Below are 20,205 nucleotides of genomic sequence, written 5' to 3'. Positions count from 1 at the left end.
GTGGGTGGCTCCACCTTATCGGTCCGACGCGCGACCGACGAGTCGACCGGTGACGATCCGTCGACCGGGTCGAGCCTCCGACCGTCAGTCGGCGGTCGCGATGCGGCCGAGCAGACCGTTGACGAACGAGGCCGAGTCATCGGTGCTGAGCGTCTGTGCGAGTTCGACGGCCTCGCTGATCGCGACGGCCTCGGGGATCTCGTCGTTGTGACGGAGCTCCCAGATGCCGATGCGGATGATGCCGCGGTCGAGGGTGGGCATGCGCGCGAGGGGCCAGCCCTGCGAGTACGTCTCGATCAGTTCGTCGATCTCGTCGCGGTGGTCGATGACGCCCTGCACGATGTCGCGCGCGTAGCCCCAGCTCGACCCGCGCTCGGGCTGGTCGAGGGCCCGCTGGGTCTCGGCGACCAGAGCGTCGGTCATGCTGATCTGACGGATGTCGGCGACGTACAGGACGTCGAGGGCGCGCTTGCGCGCCTTGGTGCGTGCGCTCACCGACTAGTCGTTGACGCGGCCGAGGTAGCCGCCGTCGCGCGTGTCGACCTTGACCTTGGTGCCGGTCTCGAGGAAGAGAGGCACCTGGATCTCGTAGCCGGTCTCGACGGTGGCGGGCTTGGTGCCGCCGGTCGACCGGTCTCCTTGGAGGCCGGGCTCGGTGTAGGTGACCTCGAGGATGACCGAGGCGGGCAGCTCGATGTACAGCGGGTCGCCGTCGTGCAACGCCATCTGGACGTTCTGGTTCTCGAGCATGAAGTTCTTCGCGTCGCCGACGATCGTGGCGGGCACGTTGATCTGGTCGTAGTCGCTCGTGTCCATGAACACGTAGCCGTCGGCCTCGGCGTAGAGGTACGTGTACTCACGACGGTCGACGTTGGCGAAGTCGATCTTGGTGCCGGCGTTGAACGTCTTGTCGACGACCTTGCCCGACATGACGTTCTTCATCTTGGTGCGGACGAACGCTCCACCCTTGCCCGGCTTGACGTGCTGGAACTCGATGACGTTCCAGAGTTGGCCGTCGAGGTTGAGGACGGCACCGTTCTTGATGTCGTTGGTAGTCGCCATGCGCGAGTGATCCGTTCGGGGTGGTGGGGGGTGGGCCGGAATCGGCCATCGTCGAGTGTAGCGGACGCCCTGACGGGCCGAAGGGCTACGAACCGATCTCTTGGTAGGCCGCGAAGAGCAGGCTCTGGTCGGGCCCCTGCAGCACGGTCGGTCGACCGATCTCGTCGAGGACGATGAACCGCAACAGGCCCGCGCGGGCCTTCTTGTCACGCTGCATCGTCGCCAGCAGGGTGTTCCAACGGCCCAGGGGGTACGAGACCGGCAGGGTCAGCGACTCGAGGATGCGCCGGTGACGGTCGACCGCCTCGTCGGACAGGCGTCCGGTCAGGCGGGCCAGCTCGGCGGCGAAGACCATGCCCACCGAGACCGCGGCCCCGTGGCGCCACTGGTAGCGCTCGGCGTGCTCGACGGCGTGGCCGAGGGTGTGGCCGTAGTTGAGGATCTCGCGGAGACCCTGCTCGGTCAGGTCTTCTCCGACGACGCGGGCCTTGAGCCCGACGGCCAGCTCGACCACCCGGCGGAACTCGGGCGTCGTCGGGTCGGTCGCCCGGTCGACGTCGGCCTCGACGATGTCGAGGATCTCGGATTCGGCGATGAACCCGACCTTCACGACCTCGGCGAAGCCGGCGAGGATCTCGTTCTTCGACAACGTGTCGAGGTGGTCGAGGTCGGCCAGCACGGCGACCGGCGGGTGGAAGACGCCGACGAGGTTCTTGCCCTCGGCCGTGTTGACGCCGGTCTTGCCGCCAACGCTCGCGTCGACGAGGCCCAGCACGCTGGTCGGCATCTGCACCAGCGGGACGCCCCGGAGCCAGGTGCCCGCGACGAAGCCGGCCAGGTCGGTGATGGCCCCGCCACCGAGACCGATGACGGCGTCGGTGCGGGTGAAGTCGGCCTGACCCAGCACCTGCCAGCAGAAGGCGGCGACCTCGACGCGCTTGGCGTCCTCGGCGTCGGGCACCTCGGCGATGAGCGCCTCGTAGCCGGCCGCCACCAGGGAGTCGCGCACCTCGCCCGCCTTGCGGCCCAGCGTGGGCGCGTGGACGATCAGCACCTTCTTCGTCTGCGGGTGGAGGACGCCCGGAAGGTGGCCGGTGAGCCCCCGACCGATCAGGACGTCGTAGGGGGCGTCTCCCCCGACGTGGATGGTCGTGGTGTCGGTCTCGTCGGTCATGCGGTGCCTCTCTCGGAGTCGAGCCAGGTCTCGATGTCGTCGACGACGGTCGAGACGGGCCGGTGGGACGTGTCGAACACGACGGACGCCAGCGCCCGGTAGACGGGATCACGCTCGGCGGCGATGGCGCGCCAGGCGCCGATGCCCCCTCGTTGCAGCAGTGGCCGGGCGCTGCCGGCCAGCCGGGACTCGACGGCCTCGGCCGTCACCGTGAGCAGGACGACGGGCAACCCGGACAAGGAGGCGCGCGTGCGTTCGTCGAGGACGGCTCCCCCGCCCAGCGACACCACCCCGTCACCGGCCAGGGCCTCGACCACGGCCTCGTGTTCGAGCGACCGGAAGTGCGCCTCGCCGTGGCGGTCGAACAGATCGGCGATGGGTCCGTGCCGCCGCACGATCAGACGGTCGCTGTCGACGAACGGCACCCCCAGGCGACGGGACAGCTTCTTGCCGATGCTCGTCTTGCCCGCTCCCATCGGCCCGACCAGGACGATCGGTCGCGTGGTCGTCACTCGGCGGCGGACGCCGGCTGAGTCCGCAGGTTCTCGGGGATCGCGTCGAGGTAGCCCCGCAGGTTGCGAGCCGTCTCGCCGAGGGAGTCGCCGCCGAACTTCTCGAGGATCGAGTTCGCGAGGACGAGGGCCACCATCGACTCGGCGACGACGCCGGCGGCCGGGACCGCGCAGACGTCGGAGCGCTGGTGGTGCGCCTTGCTCTCTTCGCCGCTCGTGACGTCGATCGTGGCCAGGGCCCGGGGAACCGTGGCGATCGGCTTCATGCCCGCACGCACGCGGAGGACGGTGCCCGTGCTCATGCCCCCCTCGGTGCCTCCGGCGCGATCGGTGTCGCGCGAGATGACCCCACCCGTGCGGTGGAGCTCGTCGTGGGCGACCGAGCCGCGCCTACGGGTGGTCTCGAAGCCGTCTCCGACCTCGACGCCCTTGATCGCTTGGATGCCCATCAACGCGGCGGCCAACTGCGAGTCGAGACGACGGTCCCACTGGACGTGCGACCCCAGCCCCGGCGGCACGCCGTAGGCGAGCACCTCGACGACGCCGCCCAGGGTGTCACCGTCTTTCTTGGCGGCCTCGACCTCGTCGACCATGAGGGCGCTGGTGCCCTCGTCGAAGCAGCGCAGGGGGTCGTCGTCGAGACGGTCGACGTCCGAGGGCACGGGCACCGGGCTGCCGTCGGGCACGCGCACGGGGCCGATGGACAGCGTGTGGCTCACGAGCTCGATGCCGAGCTCGGCGAGGAAGGACCGGGCGACGGCTCCGAGGGCGACGCGGGCCGCCGTCTCGCGGGCGCTCGCACGTTCGAGGATCGGCCGCGCCTCGTCGAAGTCGTACTTCTGCATGCCGACCAGGTCGGCGTGGCCGGGGCGGGGTCGGGTGAGGGGCGCGCTTCGCCCTCTGGAGGCGTCGCTCACCTCGACGGGCTCGGGGCTCATCACCTCGACCCACTTCGGCCACTCGGTGTTGCCGATGCGCAGGGCGACGGGGCTGCCCATCGTCAGGCCGTGGCGGACGCCGCCCGAGATGTTCAGTTCGTCTTGCTCGAACTTCATGCGGGAGCCGCGACCGTAACCCAGCTTGCGGCGGGCGAGGTCGGCACGGATCGCGTCGAGCGAGACCGGCACACCGGCCGGCAAGCCCTCGAGGACGGCGACGAGCTCGGGCCCGTGAGATTCTCCAGCGGTCAACCAACGAAGCATGGTGTCGATCTTCCCACAGAGAGAAGGGCCGACCGACCGTCTGGCGGTCGACGGCCCCTCAGGACGCGCTCGCGTCCTCGGCAGCCGGCTCGTGCTCGGTCACTGGTACTCGGGGTGCTCCCGCATCCAGGCCTGCCACTGCTTCACCGCGGCCTGGTGCTCGGCGTACGTGGTCGAGAAGGCCGTCTCGCCCGTGTCGAGGTTGACCGTGACGAAGTACAGCCACGAGCCGTCGGCCGGTTTCAGTGCCGCGTTCAGGGCGAGGTCGCCCGGATTCGAGATGGGCCCGACGGGCAGACCTTCGTGGACGTAGGTGTTGTACGCGTTGTTCGCGTCGCCCCGCTCTTCGTCGGTCGTGGTGACCCGATGGGTGTTGCCGGTGCCGTAGGCGACCGTGGCGTCCGACTGCAGGAGCATGCCCTGGTCGAGACGGTTCTGGAACACCCGCGCGACCTTGGGGTAGTCGTCGGCGAGTCCGGCTTCTTTCTGGATGAGCGACGCGAAGACGATCGTCTTCTGGTAGTCGGCCGGTTGTGCACCGGCGGACTGCAGGTGTTGGGTCATGGTCGTCACCATGTCCTGCAGGTAGTCGTGGGCCGTCTTGCCCGGGTCGAGTTCGTAGGTCGCCGGGAAGAGCCACCCCTCGAGGCTCGTGGCCTCCACGGGCAGGCCGAACGTCGTGTAGTCCGCGGCCGCGGCCTGGACGTCGGCGATCGGGATCGACGTCGCGGTGGCGAGGAGTTCGTAGACGTCCGCCGCAGCCGTTCCCTCGGGGATGACGACCTTGTTGGTGATGCGGTTGGCGCTGTCCTGCAGTGCGTCGAGGGCCGACTGCGCGCTCATCTGCTGCTGCAGGGTGTACGTGCCCGGCTGGAAGGTCATCGACGGGTCGGACAAAAGGAGCGAGTAGGCCGACTCGTAGCTCTGCGTGATGCCGGCGTCCGCGAGGTTCTGCGCGATGTCGGAGCCGACCTGCCCGGAAACGATGGCGAACTCGACGGACGTGCCGTTGCCGCTGCCGGCGTAGTCGGCGGGTTCGTCATCACCCGTGAACTTGGCGATGAGGGGCTGCACCTGTCCCCAGGCGGCGGCGACGCCGGCGGTGCCTCCGGCCAGGACGAGCACGAGGACCGATGCGAGGATGATCGGGCCCTTCTTGGACCGTCGTTCGCGCGGTTCGCGGATCGCCCGTGCGCGGGAGCGATCCCGGTCATCGTCCGAGCGTGGAACGACGACGGGCTCGGCCTGGCGTTCACGCTCACGCTGCTCTCGGCGGGACAGCCCAGGGGGGTCGACGTGCGTGCTGCGGCGGAGTGGTGTCCCGTCGCCGTCACCCGGCCGTCCGTCGACGGACTCGCGCCGGCGGCGTCCGGAGGTGTCGGCGGGGCTGTCGTTCTGGGGTTGGGACGCGAAGATGTCGTCCCAATCGGGTTCGTCGGCCACGAATCACTGTCTTTCGTCGGTGGCGGGTACGGCAACGTCGCCGCCCGTCTCTCGGGTCACGTCGACCGTCCGCCCGGGCGGCTGACCGCTCGAGCGCTCGAGGTCGAGCGCGTGCTGGACGATGATAACAGCGGCCACTTGGTCGATCACGGACCGTTGGCTCCTGCCCTTCCGGCCCGAGGCCCGGAGGGCACCCTGGGCGCTGACCGTCGAGAGCCGCTCGTCGACGAGACGGACGGGCACCGTGACGGTCCGCGCGATCGCCGCGGCGTAGTCCCTCGCGTCCTGCGTCGACGCCGTGTCGCGACCCGAGAGGGCGATGGGCAGTCCGACGATCACCTCGAGCGCATCGAGTTCGGAGACCAGGTCGCGGACGGCACCGATGTCGGCCACACCGTCGGCGGAACGCGCGAGCGTCTCGACCGGGGTGGCGAGCAGACCGTCGGGGTCGGTGCGAGCGACTCCGACCCGGGCCTTGCCCACGTCGATGCCGATGCGGACGCCGCGGCGCACGGCAGCCCTCAGGCCCCGAGTTCGGCGACGATGCCGGCCAAGGCGGTGGGAATCGCCGAGACGTCGGATCCGCCCCCCTGAGCGAGGTCGTCCTTGCCGCCGCCGCCGCCGCCGAGAGCCGACGCGGCCCCCTTGGCGAGACGGCCGGCTTTCACTCCGGCCTGCCGCGCACCGTCGGTGGTGGCCACGATCACGGCGGGCTTGCCCGCGACGTCAGCTGCCAGGGCGACGACCACCGCGCCGGAGGCGCCGAGGCGTTCGCGCACCGACAGGGCGAGCGACCGCAGGTCGTCGGTCGAGCCGAGCGACCCGACCGACTCGGCGACGACGGTGAGGTCGCCGATCGAGGTCGCCGTCTCGGCCAACGACGGGACGCGCGTGGCGAGGCGGGCGGATTCGAACTCGGCGATCTTCTTCTCGGCTGTGCGGAGGCTCGTGACGAGATCGCCGACGCGATCGGCCAGCTGATCGCGCGGTGTCTTCAGCGACGCGGTCAACTGGGACACGAGGGCACGCTCGGCGGCGAAGTCACGGAACGCGTCCATGCCGACGAGCGACTCGACGCGACGGTTGGTCGACCCCACCGAGGTCTCGCTGACGAGGTTGATGAGGCCGACCTGCGAGCTGGTCGAGACGTGGGTGCCCGCGCAGAGCTCGCGCGACCACGGACCGCCGATGTCGACCATGCGGACGGTCTCGCCGTACTTCTCGCCGAACAGCGCCATGGCACCCAGGGCGCGGGCGTCGTCGAGGGGCATCTCGCGGGTGACGACCTGCAGGTCGTCGCGGATCGCGTTGTTGGCGATCTCCTCGATCTCGGACCGTGTCTGCGGGCTCAGGGCCTGGTTCCAGTTGAAGTCGAGCCGCATGTAGCCGGCCTTGTTGTAGGACCCGGCCTGGTGCGCCTCGGGGCCGAGCACCTCTCGGAGTGCGGCGTGGATCAGGTGCGTCGCGGAGTGAGCCTGTGTCGCGCCCCGGCGGTAGGCGGGGTCGACCACGCTGGTCGCCGTGTCGCCGACCCCCACCTCGCCGGAGGTGACCTGGACGCGGTGGCTGATGAGACCCTTGACCGGCTTCTGCACGTCGAGGACCTCGAGGTCGAAGCCCACGCCGACGATGCGGCCCGAGTCGGCTTCCTGGCCGCCCGACTCGGCGTACAGCGAGGTCTCGGCGAGGATCACCTCGGCGATGTCGCCCGCCACGGCTCGGTCGACGTCGGCACCGTCGACGATCAGGCCGAGCACGCGGGTCTCGGTGTCGAGCTCGTCGTAGCCCGTGAAGACCGTCTCGCCCTGGGCGCGGAACGCGCTGTAGACGCTCAGGTCGGCCAGGGCCACCTTCCGCGACTTGGCGTCGGCCTTCGCCCGGGCGCGCTGGTCGGACATGAGTCGGTCGAACGCCTCGCGGTCGACCGTCAGGCCGCTTTCTTCCGCGATCTCGAGGGTGAGGTCGATGGGGAACCCGAAGGTGTCGTGCAGCAGGAACGCCGTGTCGCCCTGCAGCTGCGGGGTCGTACCGGCCGAAGCGCGTTGCTTGGTGTCGTCGACGGCGATGTCGAGGATGTTCGTCCCTGCGGCCAGGGTGCGCAGGAAGGTCTCTTCCTCGGCGTAGGCCAGGCGTGAGATGCGCTCGTAGTCCGTCTCGACCTCGGGGTAGGCCGCCTTCATCGCGTCGCGGGACTCGGGGAAGAGCGCGGGGAAGGTGGGGCCGTCGACGCCGAGGAGACGCATCGAGCGGACCGTGCGGCGCAGGAGGCGGCGGAGGATGTAGCCGCGGCCTTCGTTGGACGGGCGGACCCCGTCGGACATCAGCATGAGCGAGCTGCGGACGTGGTCGGCGATGACCCGCATGCGGACGTCGTCGTCGTGGACGGCGCCGTAGCGCCGTCCCGACAGCTCGGCGGCCTTGTCGAGGACCGGGCGCACCTGGTCGATCTCGTACATGTTGTCGACGCCCTGCTTGAGGAAGGCGACGCGCTCGAGACCCATGCCGGTGTCGATGTTCTTGTTCGGCAGCTCGCGGACGATGTCGAAGTCGACCTTCGAGCGTACGTTCTCGATCTGGTACTGCATGAACACGAGGTTCCAGATCTCGACGTAGCGGTCGTCGTCGGTCGCGGGGCCGCCGTCCGCGCCGTAGGCGGGTCCACGGTCGAAGAAGATCTCGGAGCACGGCCCCGCGGGTCCGGGCTGACCGGTGTGCCAGTAGTTCGAGTCCTTGCCGAGGCGTTGGATGCGTTCGTCGGGCAGTCCGGCGACCTTCTTCCACAGGGCGATGGCCTCGTCGTCCTCTTCGTACACCGTCACCCACAGGTCGTCGGGCGAGAACGCGAGGCCGCCGTCGCCCTCGCTCGAGGTCAAGAGCTCCCAGGCGTAGCCGATCGCCTCTTCTTTGAAGTAGTCGCCGAACGAGAAGTTGCCGTTCATCTGGAAGAACGTGCCGTGTCGCGGCGTCTTGCCGACCTCTTCGATGTCGTTGGTGCGGATGCACTTCTGGACGCTCGTGGCGCGCGGGTACGGCGTCGGGACGAGCCCGGTGAGGTACGGGATGAACGGGACCATGCCCGCGACGGTGAAGAGGAGGCTCGGGTCGTCGCTGACCAGGGACGCGGACGGGACGACGGTGTGGCCCCGATCGCCGAAGTAGTCGAGCCAACGGCGGCGGATTTCGGCGGTCTGCATGGTTCTCCCGGGGGTGGGTGGGTCGTGTGTCAGGACGAGGAGGCGCGGACGGGCGCTCAGGACTCGTCGCGGTCGGTGCGCAGTTCGGCCTCGCGGGCCTTGTAGCCGTCGACCACGGCGGCGCGGAACGACTTCACGTTGCCGTCGAGACCGCCGAAGAACTGCCGACCCCGGGGTGTCTTGTTGAACTGGTGGGCGACGGCGAAGCCGCCGACGACACCGACGGCGAGCAGGAACAGGCTCTTCACGGGGACTCCTCTTGGGGCTGGTGCCGCGACGTGCGAGCGCGACGACACGTCAGCTTACCCGGCCCCGGGAACACGAAAGGAGCGGGCCACGACCGTGGCCCGCTCCTGACGGGTGTGACGAGTTCTAGCGCGCGGCGTAGTACTCGACGACGAGCTGGACCTCGCAGGTCACCGGGACCTCGACGCGCTTCGGGCGACGCACGAGGCGGGCCTGCAGCTTGTCGATCTCGACCTCGAGGTAGCCGGGCACCTTGGGCAGCAGGTCGACGTGACCGCCGGCCGCGGCGACCTGGAAGGGCTCGGTCTTCTCGCTGCGCTCTTTGACGTGGATCATCTGACCCGGCTTGACGCGGAACGAGGGACGGTCGACGAGCTTGCCGTCGACGAGGATGTGACGGTGCACGACCATCTGACGGGCCTGGGCCGTCGTGCGGGCGAAGCCGGCACGCAGGACGAGGGCGTCGAGACGGGTCTCGAGGAGCTCGACCAGGTTCTCACCGGTCAGGCCCGAGGCCTTGCGGGCCTCGTTGAAGACGATCTTGAGCTGGGCCTCGCGGATGCCGTACTGGGCGCGCAGGCGCTGCTTCTCACGCAGGCGGACGGCGTAGTCGCTGTCGGTCTTGCGCTTGGTGCGGCCGTGCTCACCGGGAGCGTAGGGACGCTTCTCGAGGTAGCGAGCGGCCTTCGGGGTCAGCGCGATGCCGAGGGCACGCGAGAGACGGGTCTTGCTGCGGGTACGTGACTTGGTGGACACTTGTTCCTTTTTCTTGTCGGTGGTTCGTCATGGACCGCCCCAGCGCGCGAGCGCCGGGCGGCGTAACAAGAGGGGTGAGTGCCGCGGTGGCGACCGGCTACAGGTCGTCGCACCTTGATCGGGTCGTCGTCAGCAGCCGCGCGTCGACGCCCGAGAACAGGCAACCCCCCGAGCATACAGGAGCCCGGGCACCGATGCGAGCAGGTGTTGGATCGTGCCGTCAGTGCCCCCGCGTGATCCGGCGCAGCTTCTCGAGGCGCGCCGCCACGTCGCGCTCGTTGCCGTTGGCGGTGGGGTCGTAGTACTCGTGTCCGACGAGTTCGTCGGGGAGGTACTGCTGCTCGACCACCCCGAACTCGGAGTCGTGGGCGTACCGGTAGCCCTTCCCGTGCCCGAGGCGTCGGGCCCCGGGGTAATGGGCGTCGCGCAGGTGCTTGGGCACGCGGCCCGCCTTGCCGGCCCGGACGTCGGCGATGGCGGCGTCGAGCGCGGAGTAGGACCGGTTCGACTTGGGGGCGGTCGCCAGGTAGACCACGGCCTCGGCCATGGGTATGCGCCCCTCGGGCATGCCGATCATCTGCACGGCGGTGGCGGCCGAGACCGCCACGGTCAGCGCGTGGGGATCCGCCATGCCGATGTCCTCGCCGGCCGACACGATGATCCGCCGACAGATGAAGCGCGGGTCCTCGCCGGCCTCGATCATCCGGGCGAGGTAATGGAGTGCCGCGTCGACGTCGGAGCCCCGGATCGACTTGATGAAGGCGCTGATGACGTCGTAGTGCTCGTCGCCGTTGCGGTCGTACCGCAGCAGTGCCCGGTCGACCGACTGGGCGACGATCTCGGACGTGATCGCGGGGCGGGCGTCGTCGGGATCGCCCTCGTCGTACTCGGCGTCGGGGTCGAAGTCGGCGTCGGCCGCGTCGTCGGGCGAGGCGGTCGGCACCGCGTCGGCCTCGAGCTTCGTCGCCCACGCCGACTGGGCGGACGCCTCGAGCGCCGTCAGCGCACGTCGTGCGTCGCCCGAGGCCAGCCGGACGATCGTGGCCAGGGCCTCGTCGTCGAGCCGGACGGCTCCGTCGAGACCGCGGGGGTCGACGACCGCTCGTTGCACCAACTGGGCCAGGTCGTCGTCGCTGAGCTGTTCGAGCGTCAGCAGCAGCGACCGGGACAGCAACGGCGTGATGACCGAGAACGAGGGGTTCTCGGTCGTGGCGGCGATGAGGATGACCCAGCCGTTCTCGACGCCCGGCAGCAGGGCGTCCTGTTGCGCCTTGGTGAAGCGGTGGATCTCGTCGAGGAAGAGCACCGTCGTCGTGCCGTAGAGGTCACGGTTCGACAGTGCCTTCTCCATCACTTGACGGACGTCCTTGACGCCGGCCGTCACGGCGGACAACTCGATGAACTGTCGCCCCGAGCTGCGGGCGATGGCTTGCGCGAGCGTGGTCTTGCCCGTGCCCGGCGGACCCCAGAGGATGACGGAGACCGCACCTTGGTCGGCACCCGTGTCGGACGCCAGGGTGACCAGAGGCGAACCAGGACGCAGCAGGTGTCGTTGGCCGGCGACCTCGTCGAGAGTGGTGGGACGCATGCGGACCGCGAGGGGGGTCGAGCTCTGCGGGAGCGGGCTCATGGTGACCCATGCTAGACCGACCCTCCGATACAGTGCAGGCTGGACATCACCTAGCTGGAGGACCCGTGGCACCGAGCAAGAATCCGGACCGTGAGAACCGAGACCGGCTCCGCAGGTACACCGCTCGCCAACAGGTGCACGCCACGCAGGTGGCCCGGCGTCGTCGGGACAACGTCCTGGCCGTGACGGCCGTCGTGGTCGTGGTGGGACTCGCGGCCGTGTCGCAGGTCTTCTGGTCGACGAGCGGGCCCGGTGCGCCCGTGGCGGCTCCTTCGGACGCCCCCAGCGCCTCCTCGACGCCCGCCGCAGGCGAGAACGTCGGCGACGTGCCCGGCGAGTCGATCGCCGAGGGCCGCACCTGGACCGGCGGGCTGACGCTCAACGACGGCGTCGACCTCGGGATCGAACTGGACGGGGCGAAGGCCCCCCAGGCGGCGAGCGTCGTCATCGACCTCATCCAGAAGGGCTTCTACACGGACACGACCTGTCACCGCATGAGCGATGCCGCGACGGCGAAGTTCATCCAGTGCGGCTCCGCCAACGGCGACGGGACGGGCGACGCGGGCTTCACCTTCGGCCCCCTCGAGAACGTCCCCTCGGACGGCGTCTACCCGACCGGGACGATCGCCATGGCCCGCAGCACCGACCCCTACTCGCAGTCGACGCAATTCTTCATCACTTACGGCGACACGACCCTCGACGGCTCGACGGGCGGTTACACCGTGGTCGGACAGGTCACGAGTGGACTCGACCAGCTCGAGGCCCAGATCACGGACGCGGGCTTGACGCCCGGCTCGAGCGAGACCGACGGAGCCCCCGTCGTGGCGACCACGATCACGGGTGCCACCATCGAGTAGTCCGCCGCGGTCCGCCGTGCAATAGGCTGGGCACCCATCGCGGCGGCCTGTCCTGGTTCCGCGACGAGCACTTTCAGCAAGGGATTAAAGTGGCTACTGACGATCAGGCACCCTGGGGCCGCGTCGACGACGACGGCACGGTCTACGTCCGCGAGGGCGACGGCGAACGCGCCGTGGGGCAGTACCCCGACGCGACGCCTGCCGAGGCTCTCGCGTACTACGAGCGGAAGTTCGTCGAGCTCGCCGGCCAGGTGACGTTGCTCGAGCAGCGGATCAAGCGCGGCGCATCGGCGGGGGACGTCGTCAAGACCGTCACCCACCTGCGTGAGCAGCTCGTCGAACCCAGCGCGGTCGGAGACCTCGAGGCCCTCCGTACTCGTGTGTCGGCACTCGACTCGACCGTGGACGAGCTCACACAGCAGCAGAGCGCGGAGGCGCAGAAGGCGCTGACCGAAGCGGTCGCCCATCGGACGGCACTCGTCGTCGAGGCCGAGACCCTGGCCGCTCAGGACCCCGCCCGCGTGCAGTGGAAGCAGGTGACGGCCACCATCGACGACATCTTCGCGCGCTGGCAGAAACACCAACAGGACGGCCCGCGCATCCCGAAGGGCGAGGGCAACGATCTCTGGAAGCGCTTCCGAGCCGCGCGCACGACGATCGACCAGCACCGCAAGGCCTTCTACGCCGAGCTCGACGCCACGCATCGGGACGCCCGCCAGCGCAAACAAGCCCTCGTCGAGTCGGCCGAGGCCCTCGCGCCGAAGGGCGTCGACGGCATCCCCGCCTACCGGGGGCTGCTCGACGACTGGAAGCGTGCCGGGCGCGCCGGCAAGAAGTACGACGACGCCCTGTGGGCGAAGTTCAAGCGGGCGGGCGACGTGCTCTACGCCGCCAAGTCCGAGGTCGTCGCCCAGGACGCCGCCGAATACGAAGGCAACCTCGAGCTCAAGCTCGAGTTGCTCACCGAGGCCGAGAAGATCCTGACGGTCACGGATCGGGTCCCGGCCCGAGAGGCCCTCACCTCGATCCAGCTGCGGTGGGACGAGATCGGTCGCGTTCCCCGTGAGCAGGTGCGGGTCGTCGAGGATCGCCTCCGCAAGGTCGAATCCCACGTGCGCCAACTCGACGAGCAGTTCTGGGAGAAGAACAACCCCGAGCGTCAGGCACGCTCGCAGGGCCTCGCGAGCCAGCTGCAGGATGCCATCGGCAAGCTCGAGGCCGAGCTCGCATCGGCCGAGGCGAGCGGGGATGCGCGTCGGGTCAAGGAGGCCCGTGAAGCGCTCGACGCCCGGAAGGTCTGGCTCGACGCCATCGGTTGACCGCCAGGGGGCCGGTCGCCCACCGACGTCGTGAACCGCCCGACTCTCCACAGGGAGGGTCGGGCGGTCCGTCTTCGCCGGCGAGGTCGGCCAGGGTGGGCACATGACTGAGCGACTCCCCCTGGTCCTGACCAAAGCCCACCTGCCCGAAACCGAACTGCGGGCGGCAGCGCTGGACGGCCAGGTCTACGCCGTCGGTGATTCGTGGCGCAGCGTCGCCGAGATCGACGATCACGTGGGTCGGGCCATCGCGGTCGGGCTCGCCCTCGGGGCCGGAGTCGTCGCTGCCGAGCGGACGGCCGCCTGGGTCTGGGGAGCCCGAGGGCCGGCGCCGCTCCCCCACTCCGGGCTGGTGGCATCGCCGGCGAGGGTGAAACATCGAGGCCGGGGGTCGGTCATCCGACAGGTCGTCATCGACGACGACGAGATCGTCGTCGTCCACGGTGTGGCCGTCACGACACCGGCCCGAACCGTTGTCGACCTCGCCCGCCGTGAGAACTGGACGCCGCAGGACGAGGCGGCCGCACGGGATGTGTCGACTCAGCAAGGCGTCACGTCCACCGCTGCGGTCGCCGTCCTCGATCGACGTGGGCGCCTCCCCCACCGAGCGCGGACGGTCGACCGCCTCGATGTCGTCTGCGCGGCCGATCGTCTCGTTCAGGTGAAGGACGAATCGTCCCGAGACAACGCACACCCGCCCCGTCGGGCTCGGCCGACCGTGACTCAGCCGGCGCTGACCCGGTAGACGTCGTACACGGCGTCGATGCGTCGGACGGCGTTCAGGACGCGGTCGAGGTGCGTGGTGTCACCCATCTCGAACACGAACCGACTGAGAGCGAGCCGCTCGGTGGAGGTGGACACCGTTGCAGAAAGGATGTTCACGTGGTGCTCCGAGAGCACGCGGGTCACGTCCGACAGCAATCCGCTGCGATCGAGGGCCTCGATCTGGATCTGCACCATGAAGACGCTCTTCGACGACGGGGCCCACTCGACCTCGATCATCCGTTCGGGCTCTTTCAGCAGACCCTGGACGTTGTGACAGTTGGCCTGGTGGACGCTGACGCCCTGACCACGCGTCACGAATCCGACGATTTGGTCGCCGGGCACCGGCGTGCAGCACTTGGCGAGCTTGACCAAGATGTCGGGCGCCCCACGGACCAGCACGCCCGAGTCGCTGTTGCGCAGCGGCCGTGCCCGACCCTGGCTGGGGAACTCGAACTCGCCCTCGTCGACCTCGGTCTGCGTGTGGACCGCCGCGAGGATCTTCTCGATGACGGACTGGGTGGAGATGTGGCCCTCGCCGACGGCGGCGTAGAGGCTCGACACATCGTCGTATCGCATGGTGGCGGCGACTTCGGCGATGCTGTCCTGCGTCATCAGCTTCTGCAGCGGCAGGTTCTGCTTCCGCATGGCCCGGGCGATGGCGTCCTTGCCCTGCTCCATGGCCTCGTCGCGGCGCTCTTTCGTGAACCACTGGCGGATCTTGTTCCGGGCGCGGGGGCTCTTGACGAAGGCGAGCCAGTCCTGACTCGGCCCCGAGTCGGGGTTCTTGGAGGTGAAGACCTCGACGACGTCACCGCTCGACAGGACGCTCTCGAGTGGAACGAGTCGCCCGTTGACCTTCGCGCCCATGGTGCGATGGCCGACCTCCGTGTGCACCGCGTAGGCGAAGTCGACCGGGGTGGCACCCGACGGAAGGCCGATCACCTTGCCCTGGGGCGTGAAGACGTAGACCTCTTTGGCACCGATCTCGAACCGGAGGCTGTCGAGGAACTCGCTGGGATCGGCGGTCTCGGCCTGCCAGTCCGAGATGTGCGCGAGCCAGGCCATGTCGGTCTCGGTCTTGGCCCCGCCCTGGTCGTCCCGCCCGCCGTTCATGCGCTGCTTGTACTTCCAGTGGGCGGCCACGCCGAACTCGGCCCGCTGGTGCATCTCGTGGGTCCGGATCTGGATCTCGACGGGTCGCCCCTTGGGCCCGATCACGGTCGTGTGCAACGACTGGTACAGGTTGAACTTCGGCGTCGCGATGTAGTCCTTGAAGCGGCCGGGGATGGGATTCCACCGGGCATGGATCGACCCCAGCACGGCGTAGCAGTCACGGAGCGAGTTGACGAGGATGCGGATGCCGACGAGGTCGTAGATCTCGTCGAATTCGCGACCACGGACGATCATCTTCTGGTAGATCGAGTAGTACTGCTTGGGACGACCCATCACGTCGCCGCGGATCTTCGTCGACTTGAGGTCGGACTTCACGGCGTTGATGACGTTCTGGACGAACTGCTCGCGCTGCGGTGTGCGCTGCTTGACCAGGTTGTCGATCTCGACGTAGAGCTTGGGATGGAGGACGGCGAACGACAGGTCCTCGAGCTCCCACTTGATGGTCTGGATGCCGAGTCGGTGGGCCAGTGGCGCGTAGATCTCGAGGGTCTCGGTGGCCTTGCGGGTGGCCGACGCGGACTCGACGAAGCCCCAGGTGCGCGCGTTGTGCAGCCGGTCGGCCAACTTGATGACGAGTACGCGGATGTCTTTCGACATCGCGACGACCATCTTGCGGACGGTCTCTGCCTGTGCACTGTCGCCGTACTTGAGCTTGTCGAGTTTCGTGACGCCGTCGACGAGCATCGCGATCTCGTCACCGAAGTCGCGCTGCAGCATGGCCAGGGTGTAGTCGGTGTCCTCGACGGTGTCGTGGAGGAGCGCTGCCGCGATGGTCTTGGAACCGATGCCAAGGTCGGCGAGGATCTGTGCCACGGCGACCGGGTGGGTGATGTAGGGCTCTCCACTCTTGCGGAGTTGACCCGTGTGGGCCTTCTCGGCGACGGAGTACGCCCGCTCGATGAGGACGATGTCGGCCTTGGGATGGTGCATGCGCACCGTCTTGATCAACCGGTCGACTGCTCCGGCGGGTTGGCTCCGTGAGAAGAGGCGGGGCAGGAGCGTGCGCAACGAGGCCGTGTTCTGACCACCGGGCGCCTCGGACGATGCGGAGTTGTTCCGTGTGGTGATCTCGGTCACGGCAGCACCTCGTTCTCTCGGGGCGGAGTGACACCACCGACCGTCGTGGTCGGACGTGGACTCCGTGGGGTCAAGGGTACCCGTCGGCCGTCAGTCGGCCGACGACTCGGGGTGATCGTCTCCGGCCATCACCGCGCCGCCGGCGTCGCGCCAGGCGAGCATCCCGCCGACCACGTTCCGGGCGTCCACGCCGATGCCGCGAAGGGCATCCGTTGCGCGGGCCGAGCGCATGCCGGAGTGGCAGACGACGAGGACGGGGCGGTCGGTGGGAACCTCGTCGACCCGATCGTTCAACTCCGAGAGCGGGATGAGCGTCGCACCGGGCGCGTGCGCCTCGTCCCACTCGTGTTGCTCTCGGACGTCGAGCAGGTAGGTGCCCTCGGACAGGGCGTCGATCGCAGCGGCGGCCCCGATCTCGGGTCGGCGATCATGGCCGATCATGCGCCCACCGTCTCGTCGACGCTGAGCGGCTCGGTCTTCTGTGCCTCGAGCTTCCGGGCGTCCCGCTTGGCGATGTCGGGCTCACGCAGGCGAAGGGTGGCGTACAGAGGCGAGGCGATGAAGATCGTCGAATAGGTGCCGACCAGGATGCCGATGAACAGGGCCAGCGAGATGTCTCGAAGGGTGCCGGCGCCGAGGACGAACGCCCCGATGAAGAGGATGGCCGCGACCGGAAGGAGCGCCACGACGGACGTGTTGATGGATCGGACGAGTGTCTGGTTGACCGCCAGGTTCACGGACTGCCCGAACGTGCGTCGTGAACCCTCACCGTCGTCGGTGGTGTTCTCCCGGATCTTGTCGAACACCACCACGGTGTCGTACAGCGAGTAGCCGAGGATCGTGAGGAAGCCGATGACCGCCGCCGGAGTGACCTCGAAGCCGACGATGCCATAGATGCCCGCGGTCAACACGAGGTCGTGCAGCAGCGCGGCCATGGCCGCCAGCGACATCTTCCAGGTGCGGAAGTAGAGCGTCATGCCGATCGCCGCGAGGATAAGGAAGATCACGAGCCCCTTGATGGCCTGGCTCGTGATGTCGGCGCCCCACGAGGCACCGATGAAGGACGAGGTGACCCGGTCGTCGGGGACGTCGTACGCCGTGGCCAAGGCGGCGGCCACGTCGTTCGTCTGGGCGGCCTCGAGCTGCGAGGTCTGTACCCGGATCGTGTCGGTGCCGACTTGGGTGACCCGAGGGTTCGACCCCGGGACGACCTCGTCGACGGTCGACGAGGCGACGTCCTGGTCCAGCTCGGCCGGCTGCGCGATCTGGAACTCGGATCCGCCCGTGAACTCGATGCCGAAGTGGAAGCCGCCGCGGAGGAACGGGACGGTGACCGAGATGAGGATCACGAGGGCCGCGATCCAGTACCAACGCCGACGGTGACCGACGATGTCGTACGAACGGGCACCCGTGTAGAGGTCGTTGCCGAACTTCGAGAAACTGGCCATCAGGAGTCCTTCTTCCCTTCACCGGCGGTCGACGTGTCGACCCGCTCGGTGTTCTTCTCGGCGGCTTTGCGCTCGGCGATGGTCTGACGCTTGACGGCCTCGCGGCCGCCCGCTCCCTTGCGACCGACGGCAGCAGGGGTGCGGAACTGTGCCCTCCCCCGGTAGACGGCGCCGAGGGCACGGGGGTTGAGCCCGCTGAACGAGTGCCCCTCGCCGAAGAACCGCGTCCGGGCGATCAGTTGGAGCATGGGGTGGGTGAACAGCGAGACGACGATGAGGTCGATCACCGTGGTGATGCCCAGGGTGAGCGCGAAACCCTTGACGTTGCCGACGGCGAGGATGAAGAGCGTGATGGCCGCCAGGAAGTTGACCGTGTCGGAGGCCACGATGGTGCGGATGGCGCGTTTCCAGCCCGATTCGACGGCGCTCTCGAGGATGCGACCGTCACGCAGTTCGTCGCGGATGCGCTCGAAGTAGACGATGAAGGAGTCGGCCGTGATGCCGATCGCCACGATCAGACCCGTCACCCCCGCGAGCGAGAGACGGTAGCCCTCGCGCCAGGACAGGATGGCGATCACGAGGTAGGTGAGGACCGCGGCGATCACGAGCGACAGGACCGTCACGAACGCGAGGGCACGGTACTGGATGAGCGAGTAGATGACGACCAGGATCAGGCCGATGAGCCCGGCGATCAGACCGCTGACCAGCTGGGTCTGTCCGAGCGTCGCGGTGATCGTCTCGTTGCTCTGGACCGAGAAGCTCAACGGCAGGGCGCCGAACTTGAGCTGGTCGGCGAGGGTCTTCGAGGAGTCCTGCGTGAACTGGCCCGTGATCTGTGCCCGGCCGTCGGTGATGGCCGCGTTGGCGGAGGGAGCCGTGATGACCTGGTTGTCGAGGGTCACGGCGAACTGGTTCTGGGGCGCCTGCAACGAGACCAGGCGAGAGGTGACCTCGGAGAAGCGGTCGGTGCCCTGACCGTTGAACTCGAGGTTGACCGCCCAGGTGTTCGTCGAGTTGCCCTGCGCGTCGGCGGCGAGGCCGTTCGTGGCGTCGCTGATGTCGGAGCCCTGCACCTCGACCGGACCGAGGATGTACTTGGCCGTGCCATCGGTGGAGCAGGTCACGAGAGGCTCGTCGTCACGCGCCGTGGCCAGGTCGTTCTCGGCTGCGCAGTCGTAGTTCTGGTAGAGGTCGGCCAGCTGAGGGGTGATCCACGACAGGTCGGACGCGTTCGTCGGCGAGGCCGTCGGCGTGCTCTCGAGGTCGGGATTGGGGGTGTACGGCGTGGCGGTCGGGCTGGCCGTGGCACCGTCGCCCTCTCCGCCGACCGCGGCGTTCGAGACCGCCTCGGTATAGAGCACCGGACGGAAGGTCAGCTTGGCGGATGCCTCGATGCGCTCGAGGGTCGCGTTGTCGGGTCGTCCCGGGATGGAGACGACGATGTTCTGCGTGCCCTGCTTGGTGATCTCGGATTCCGAGACGCCGGCCGAGTCGATGCGCTGCCGGATGATCGTGACGGCCTGGTCGAGTTGCTGCGACGACACCGTCTCGCCGCTCTGGAGCTGGGCCGCGAGGGTGATCTGCGTCCCGCCCTGGAGGTCGAGGGCGAGCTCGGGCACCCAGCTGGCTCCGTTCCACCACCCGTCGCGACCCGAGTCGTTCAAGAACGTGGCGGTGCCGTTCAGGGCCGTGAGGCCGGCGATGATGACCAACAACCAGGTCAGGGATCGTATTGCTTTCTTCACCGGCGTCGAGCGTGCCACGGAGGAACTCTGCTTTCTCATGGGAGCGCGCGCTCACCCGGAGCGCGCGCCGTGCATCGGACCCGACCGCGCCAGGCAGCCGGGACGGTCGTCAGGTCAGGCCTTGTTGTCGGTGTCTTTGGCGACGGTCGAGTCGACCGGTGCGGACGAGGCGCGTTCACCGAACTCGGGCGCGTCGCCGATGACGCGGTCACGCTCGGTGCTGCCATCGGTCAGCGAGTCGGCGTCGTCGGCGACGGGCTCGTCGATGACCGGTTCGACGACGCGGCCCAGGGTCTGACGGTGGACCTTGAGGACGGTGCCGGGTGAGACCTCGACCTCGGCCACGTTGTTCTCGTCGTCGATGGAGACGACGGTGCCGTAGACGCCGAAGGACAACATGACCTCGACCCCGGGGACGAGCTTGTTCTGCAGTTCGGCCTGCTGACGGTCGCGCTTCTTCTTGTTGCGGAACATGAAGAACACGAGGACCACCAGGAGGAGGACCATGATGAGGGTTGCGGGATCCATGCGGAACTCCCTTTCGCTGTTGGGGGTGTGGGCCGAGCGGGACTCGCTTCAGCGAGCGACGGCCTCGGACCTGC

19 protein-coding genes are annotated in these 20,205 nt (G+C 68.7%); 3 read left to right on the top strand and 16 right to left on the bottom strand.

Features of this window, described 5'->3' with window-relative positions; translation table 11 throughout:
* Positions 1–84: 84 nt before the first annotated feature.
* The 11 genes from nusB to ASE87_RS04990 all read right to left on the bottom strand — a co-directional run bounded on the left by nusB (position 85) and on the right by ASE87_RS04990 (position 11,219).
* Positions 85–495: a transcription antitermination factor NusB gene (gene nusB / locus ASE87_RS05040; RefSeq protein WP_056226421.1), complete on the bottom strand. Its 411-nt coding sequence runs from the start codon at positions 493–495 to the stop codon at positions 85–87.
* A 3-nt stretch (positions 496–498) separates the two neighbouring features.
* Complete coding sequence (gene efp, locus ASE87_RS05035; protein ID WP_043592746.1) at positions 499–1,062, bottom strand: elongation factor P; 564 nt, start codon at positions 1,060–1,062, stop codon at positions 499–501.
* A gap of 85 nt (positions 1,063–1,147) precedes the next feature.
* Complete coding sequence (gene aroB / locus ASE87_RS05030) at positions 1,148–2,236, bottom strand: 3-dehydroquinate synthase (RefSeq protein WP_056226416.1); 1,089 nt, start codon at positions 2,234–2,236, stop codon at positions 1,148–1,150.
* On the bottom strand, positions 2,233–2,712 hold the full coding sequence (locus tag ASE87_RS05025) for a shikimate kinase (RefSeq protein WP_043592877.1): 480 nt from the start codon (positions 2,710–2,712) through the stop codon (positions 2,233–2,235). The genes aroB and ASE87_RS05025 overlap by 4 nt, the downstream gene beginning before the upstream one ends.
* A gap of 32 nt (positions 2,713–2,744) precedes the next feature.
* Positions 2,745–3,950 carry a chorismate synthase gene (gene aroC, locus ASE87_RS05020; protein ID WP_043592743.1) on the bottom strand — a complete coding sequence of 402 codons (1,206 nt, stop codon included), beginning with the start codon at positions 3,948–3,950 and terminating at the stop codon, positions 2,745–2,747.
* 99 nt (positions 3,951–4,049) lie between these two features.
* Entirely contained in the window at positions 4,050–5,393 is a 1,344-nt protein-coding gene (mltG, locus tag ASE87_RS05015; protein ID WP_137846561.1) for an endolytic transglycosylase MltG, read from the bottom strand.
* Positions 5,394–5,396: 3 nt separating this feature from the next.
* A complete protein-coding gene (gene ruvX / locus ASE87_RS05010; protein WP_056226413.1) occupies positions 5,397–5,906 on the bottom strand; it encodes a Holliday junction resolvase RuvX in 510 nt (169 codons plus the stop codon).
* A gap of 8 nt (positions 5,907–5,914) precedes the next feature.
* A complete protein-coding gene (gene alaS / locus ASE87_RS05005; RefSeq protein ID WP_056226411.1) occupies positions 5,915–8,587 on the bottom strand; it encodes an alanine--tRNA ligase in 2,673 nt (890 codons plus the stop codon).
* A 56-nt stretch (positions 8,588–8,643) separates the two neighbouring features.
* Complete coding sequence (locus ASE87_RS05000; protein WP_043592737.1) at positions 8,644–8,835, bottom strand: hypothetical protein; 192 nt, start codon at positions 8,833–8,835, stop codon at positions 8,644–8,646.
* Between the two features lie 124 nt (positions 8,836–8,959).
* Complete coding sequence (gene rpsD, locus ASE87_RS04995; RefSeq protein WP_043592736.1) at positions 8,960–9,589, bottom strand: 30S ribosomal protein S4; 630 nt, start codon at positions 9,587–9,589, stop codon at positions 8,960–8,962.
* Between the two features lie 220 nt (positions 9,590–9,809).
* On the bottom strand, positions 9,810–11,219 hold the full coding sequence (locus ASE87_RS04990) for a replication-associated recombination protein A (RefSeq protein ID WP_082452297.1): 1,410 nt from the start codon (positions 11,217–11,219) through the stop codon (positions 9,810–9,812).
* 134 nt (positions 11,220–11,353) lie between these two features.
* Here ASE87_RS04990 and ASE87_RS04985 point away from each other — a divergent pair, with 134 nt between their 5' ends.
* The 3 genes from ASE87_RS04985 to ASE87_RS04975 all read left to right on the top strand — a co-directional run bounded on the left by ASE87_RS04985 (position 11,354) and on the right by ASE87_RS04975 (position 14,140).
* On the top strand, positions 11,354–12,076 hold the full coding sequence (locus tag ASE87_RS04985) for a peptidylprolyl isomerase (RefSeq protein ID WP_235472195.1): 723 nt from the start codon (positions 11,354–11,356) through the stop codon (positions 12,074–12,076).
* Between the two features lie 89 nt (positions 12,077–12,165).
* Positions 12,166–13,395: a DUF349 domain-containing protein gene (locus tag ASE87_RS04980; RefSeq protein WP_043592731.1), complete on the top strand. Its 1,230-nt coding sequence runs from the start codon at positions 12,166–12,168 to the stop codon at positions 13,393–13,395.
* Positions 13,396–13,498: 103 nt separating this feature from the next.
* A complete protein-coding gene (locus tag ASE87_RS04975; RefSeq protein WP_056226402.1) occupies positions 13,499–14,140 on the top strand; it encodes a type IV toxin-antitoxin system AbiEi family antitoxin in 642 nt (213 codons plus the stop codon).
* Here ASE87_RS04975 and ASE87_RS04970 read toward each other — a convergent pair.
* The 5 genes from ASE87_RS04970 to yajC all read right to left on the bottom strand — a co-directional run bounded on the left by ASE87_RS04970 (position 14,119) and on the right by yajC (position 20,131).
* Positions 14,119–16,263, bottom strand: a complete 2,145-nt coding sequence (locus tag ASE87_RS04970) for a bifunctional (p)ppGpp synthetase/guanosine-3',5'-bis(diphosphate) 3'-pyrophosphohydrolase (RefSeq protein WP_231567017.1) — start codon at positions 16,261–16,263, stop codon at positions 14,119–14,121. The genes ASE87_RS04975 and ASE87_RS04970 overlap by 22 nt on opposite strands.
* Before the next feature lie 237 nt (positions 16,264–16,500).
* Positions 16,501–16,851 carry a rhodanese-like domain-containing protein gene (locus tag ASE87_RS04965; protein ID WP_056226399.1) on the bottom strand — a complete coding sequence of 117 codons (351 nt, stop codon included), beginning with the start codon at positions 16,849–16,851 and terminating at the stop codon, positions 16,501–16,503.
* A complete protein-coding gene (gene secF / locus ASE87_RS04960; protein WP_043592728.1) occupies positions 16,848–17,858 on the bottom strand; it encodes a protein translocase subunit SecF in 1,011 nt (336 codons plus the stop codon). Before secF ends, ASE87_RS04965 begins: the two co-directional genes overlap by 4 nt.
* Positions 17,858–19,621 (bottom strand): protein translocase subunit SecD, encoded by a 1,764-nt coding sequence (secD, locus tag ASE87_RS04955; protein ID WP_056226396.1) that lies wholly within the window; start codon positions 19,619–19,621, stop codon positions 17,858–17,860. Before secD ends, secF begins: the two co-directional genes overlap by 1 nt.
* Positions 19,622–19,717: 96 nt before the next feature.
* Positions 19,718–20,131 carry a preprotein translocase subunit YajC gene (gene yajC, locus ASE87_RS04950; RefSeq protein WP_043592725.1) on the bottom strand — a complete coding sequence of 138 codons (414 nt, stop codon included), beginning with the start codon at positions 20,129–20,131 and terminating at the stop codon, positions 19,718–19,720.
* Between the last annotated feature and the right edge of the window lie 74 nt (positions 20,132–20,205).

The sequence above is a fragment of the Frigoribacterium sp. Leaf44 genome (assembly GCF_001421865.1).
Lineage (GTDB): Bacteria > Actinomycetota > Actinomycetes > Actinomycetales > Microbacteriaceae > Frigoribacterium.
Note: the sequence above shows the minus strand (reverse complement) of the source record. Positions and strands in the feature narration are given on the sequence as shown.

What these genes read in the sequence shown, in the direction of transcription:
- efp (WP_043592746.1), bottom strand. Translation starts at nt 1,062, where the DNA reads ATGGCGACTACCAACGACATCAAGAACGGTGCCGTCCTCAACCTCGAC.
- aroB (WP_056226416.1), bottom strand. Translation starts at nt 2,236, where the DNA reads ATGACCGACGAGACCGACACCACGACCATCCACGTCGGGGGAGACGCC.
- ASE87_RS05025 (WP_043592877.1), bottom strand. Translation starts at nt 2,712, where the DNA reads ATGGGAGCGGGCAAGACGAGCATCGGCAAGAAGCTGTCCCGTCGCCTG.
- aroC (WP_043592743.1), bottom strand. Translation starts at nt 3,950, where the DNA reads ATGCTTCGTTGGTTGACCGCTGGAGAATCTCACGGGCCCGAGCTCGTC.
- alaS (WP_056226411.1), bottom strand. Translation starts at nt 8,587, where the DNA reads ATGCAGACCGCCGAAATCCGCCGCCGTTGGCTCGACTACTTCGGCGAT.
- ASE87_RS04990 (WP_082452297.1), bottom strand. Translation starts at nt 11,219, where the DNA reads ATGAGCCCGCTCCCGCAGAGCTCGACCCCCCTCGCGGTCCGCATGCGT.
- ASE87_RS04975 (WP_056226402.1), top strand. Translation starts at nt 13,499, where the DNA reads ATGACTGAGCGACTCCCCCTGGTCCTGACCAAAGCCCACCTGCCCGAA.
- ASE87_RS04970 (WP_231567017.1), bottom strand. Translation starts at nt 16,263, where the DNA reads ATGCACCATCCCAAGGCCGACATCGTCCTCATCGAGCGGGCGTACTCC.
- ASE87_RS04965 (WP_056226399.1), bottom strand. Translation starts at nt 16,851, where the DNA reads ATGATCGGCCATGATCGCCGACCCGAGATCGGGGCCGCCGCTGCGATC.
- secF (WP_043592728.1), bottom strand. Translation starts at nt 17,858, where the DNA reads ATGGCCAGTTTCTCGAAGTTCGGCAACGACCTCTACACGGGTGCCCGT.
- yajC (WP_043592725.1), bottom strand. Translation starts at nt 20,131, where the DNA reads ATGGATCCCGCAACCCTCATCATGGTCCTCCTCCTGGTGGTCCTCGTG.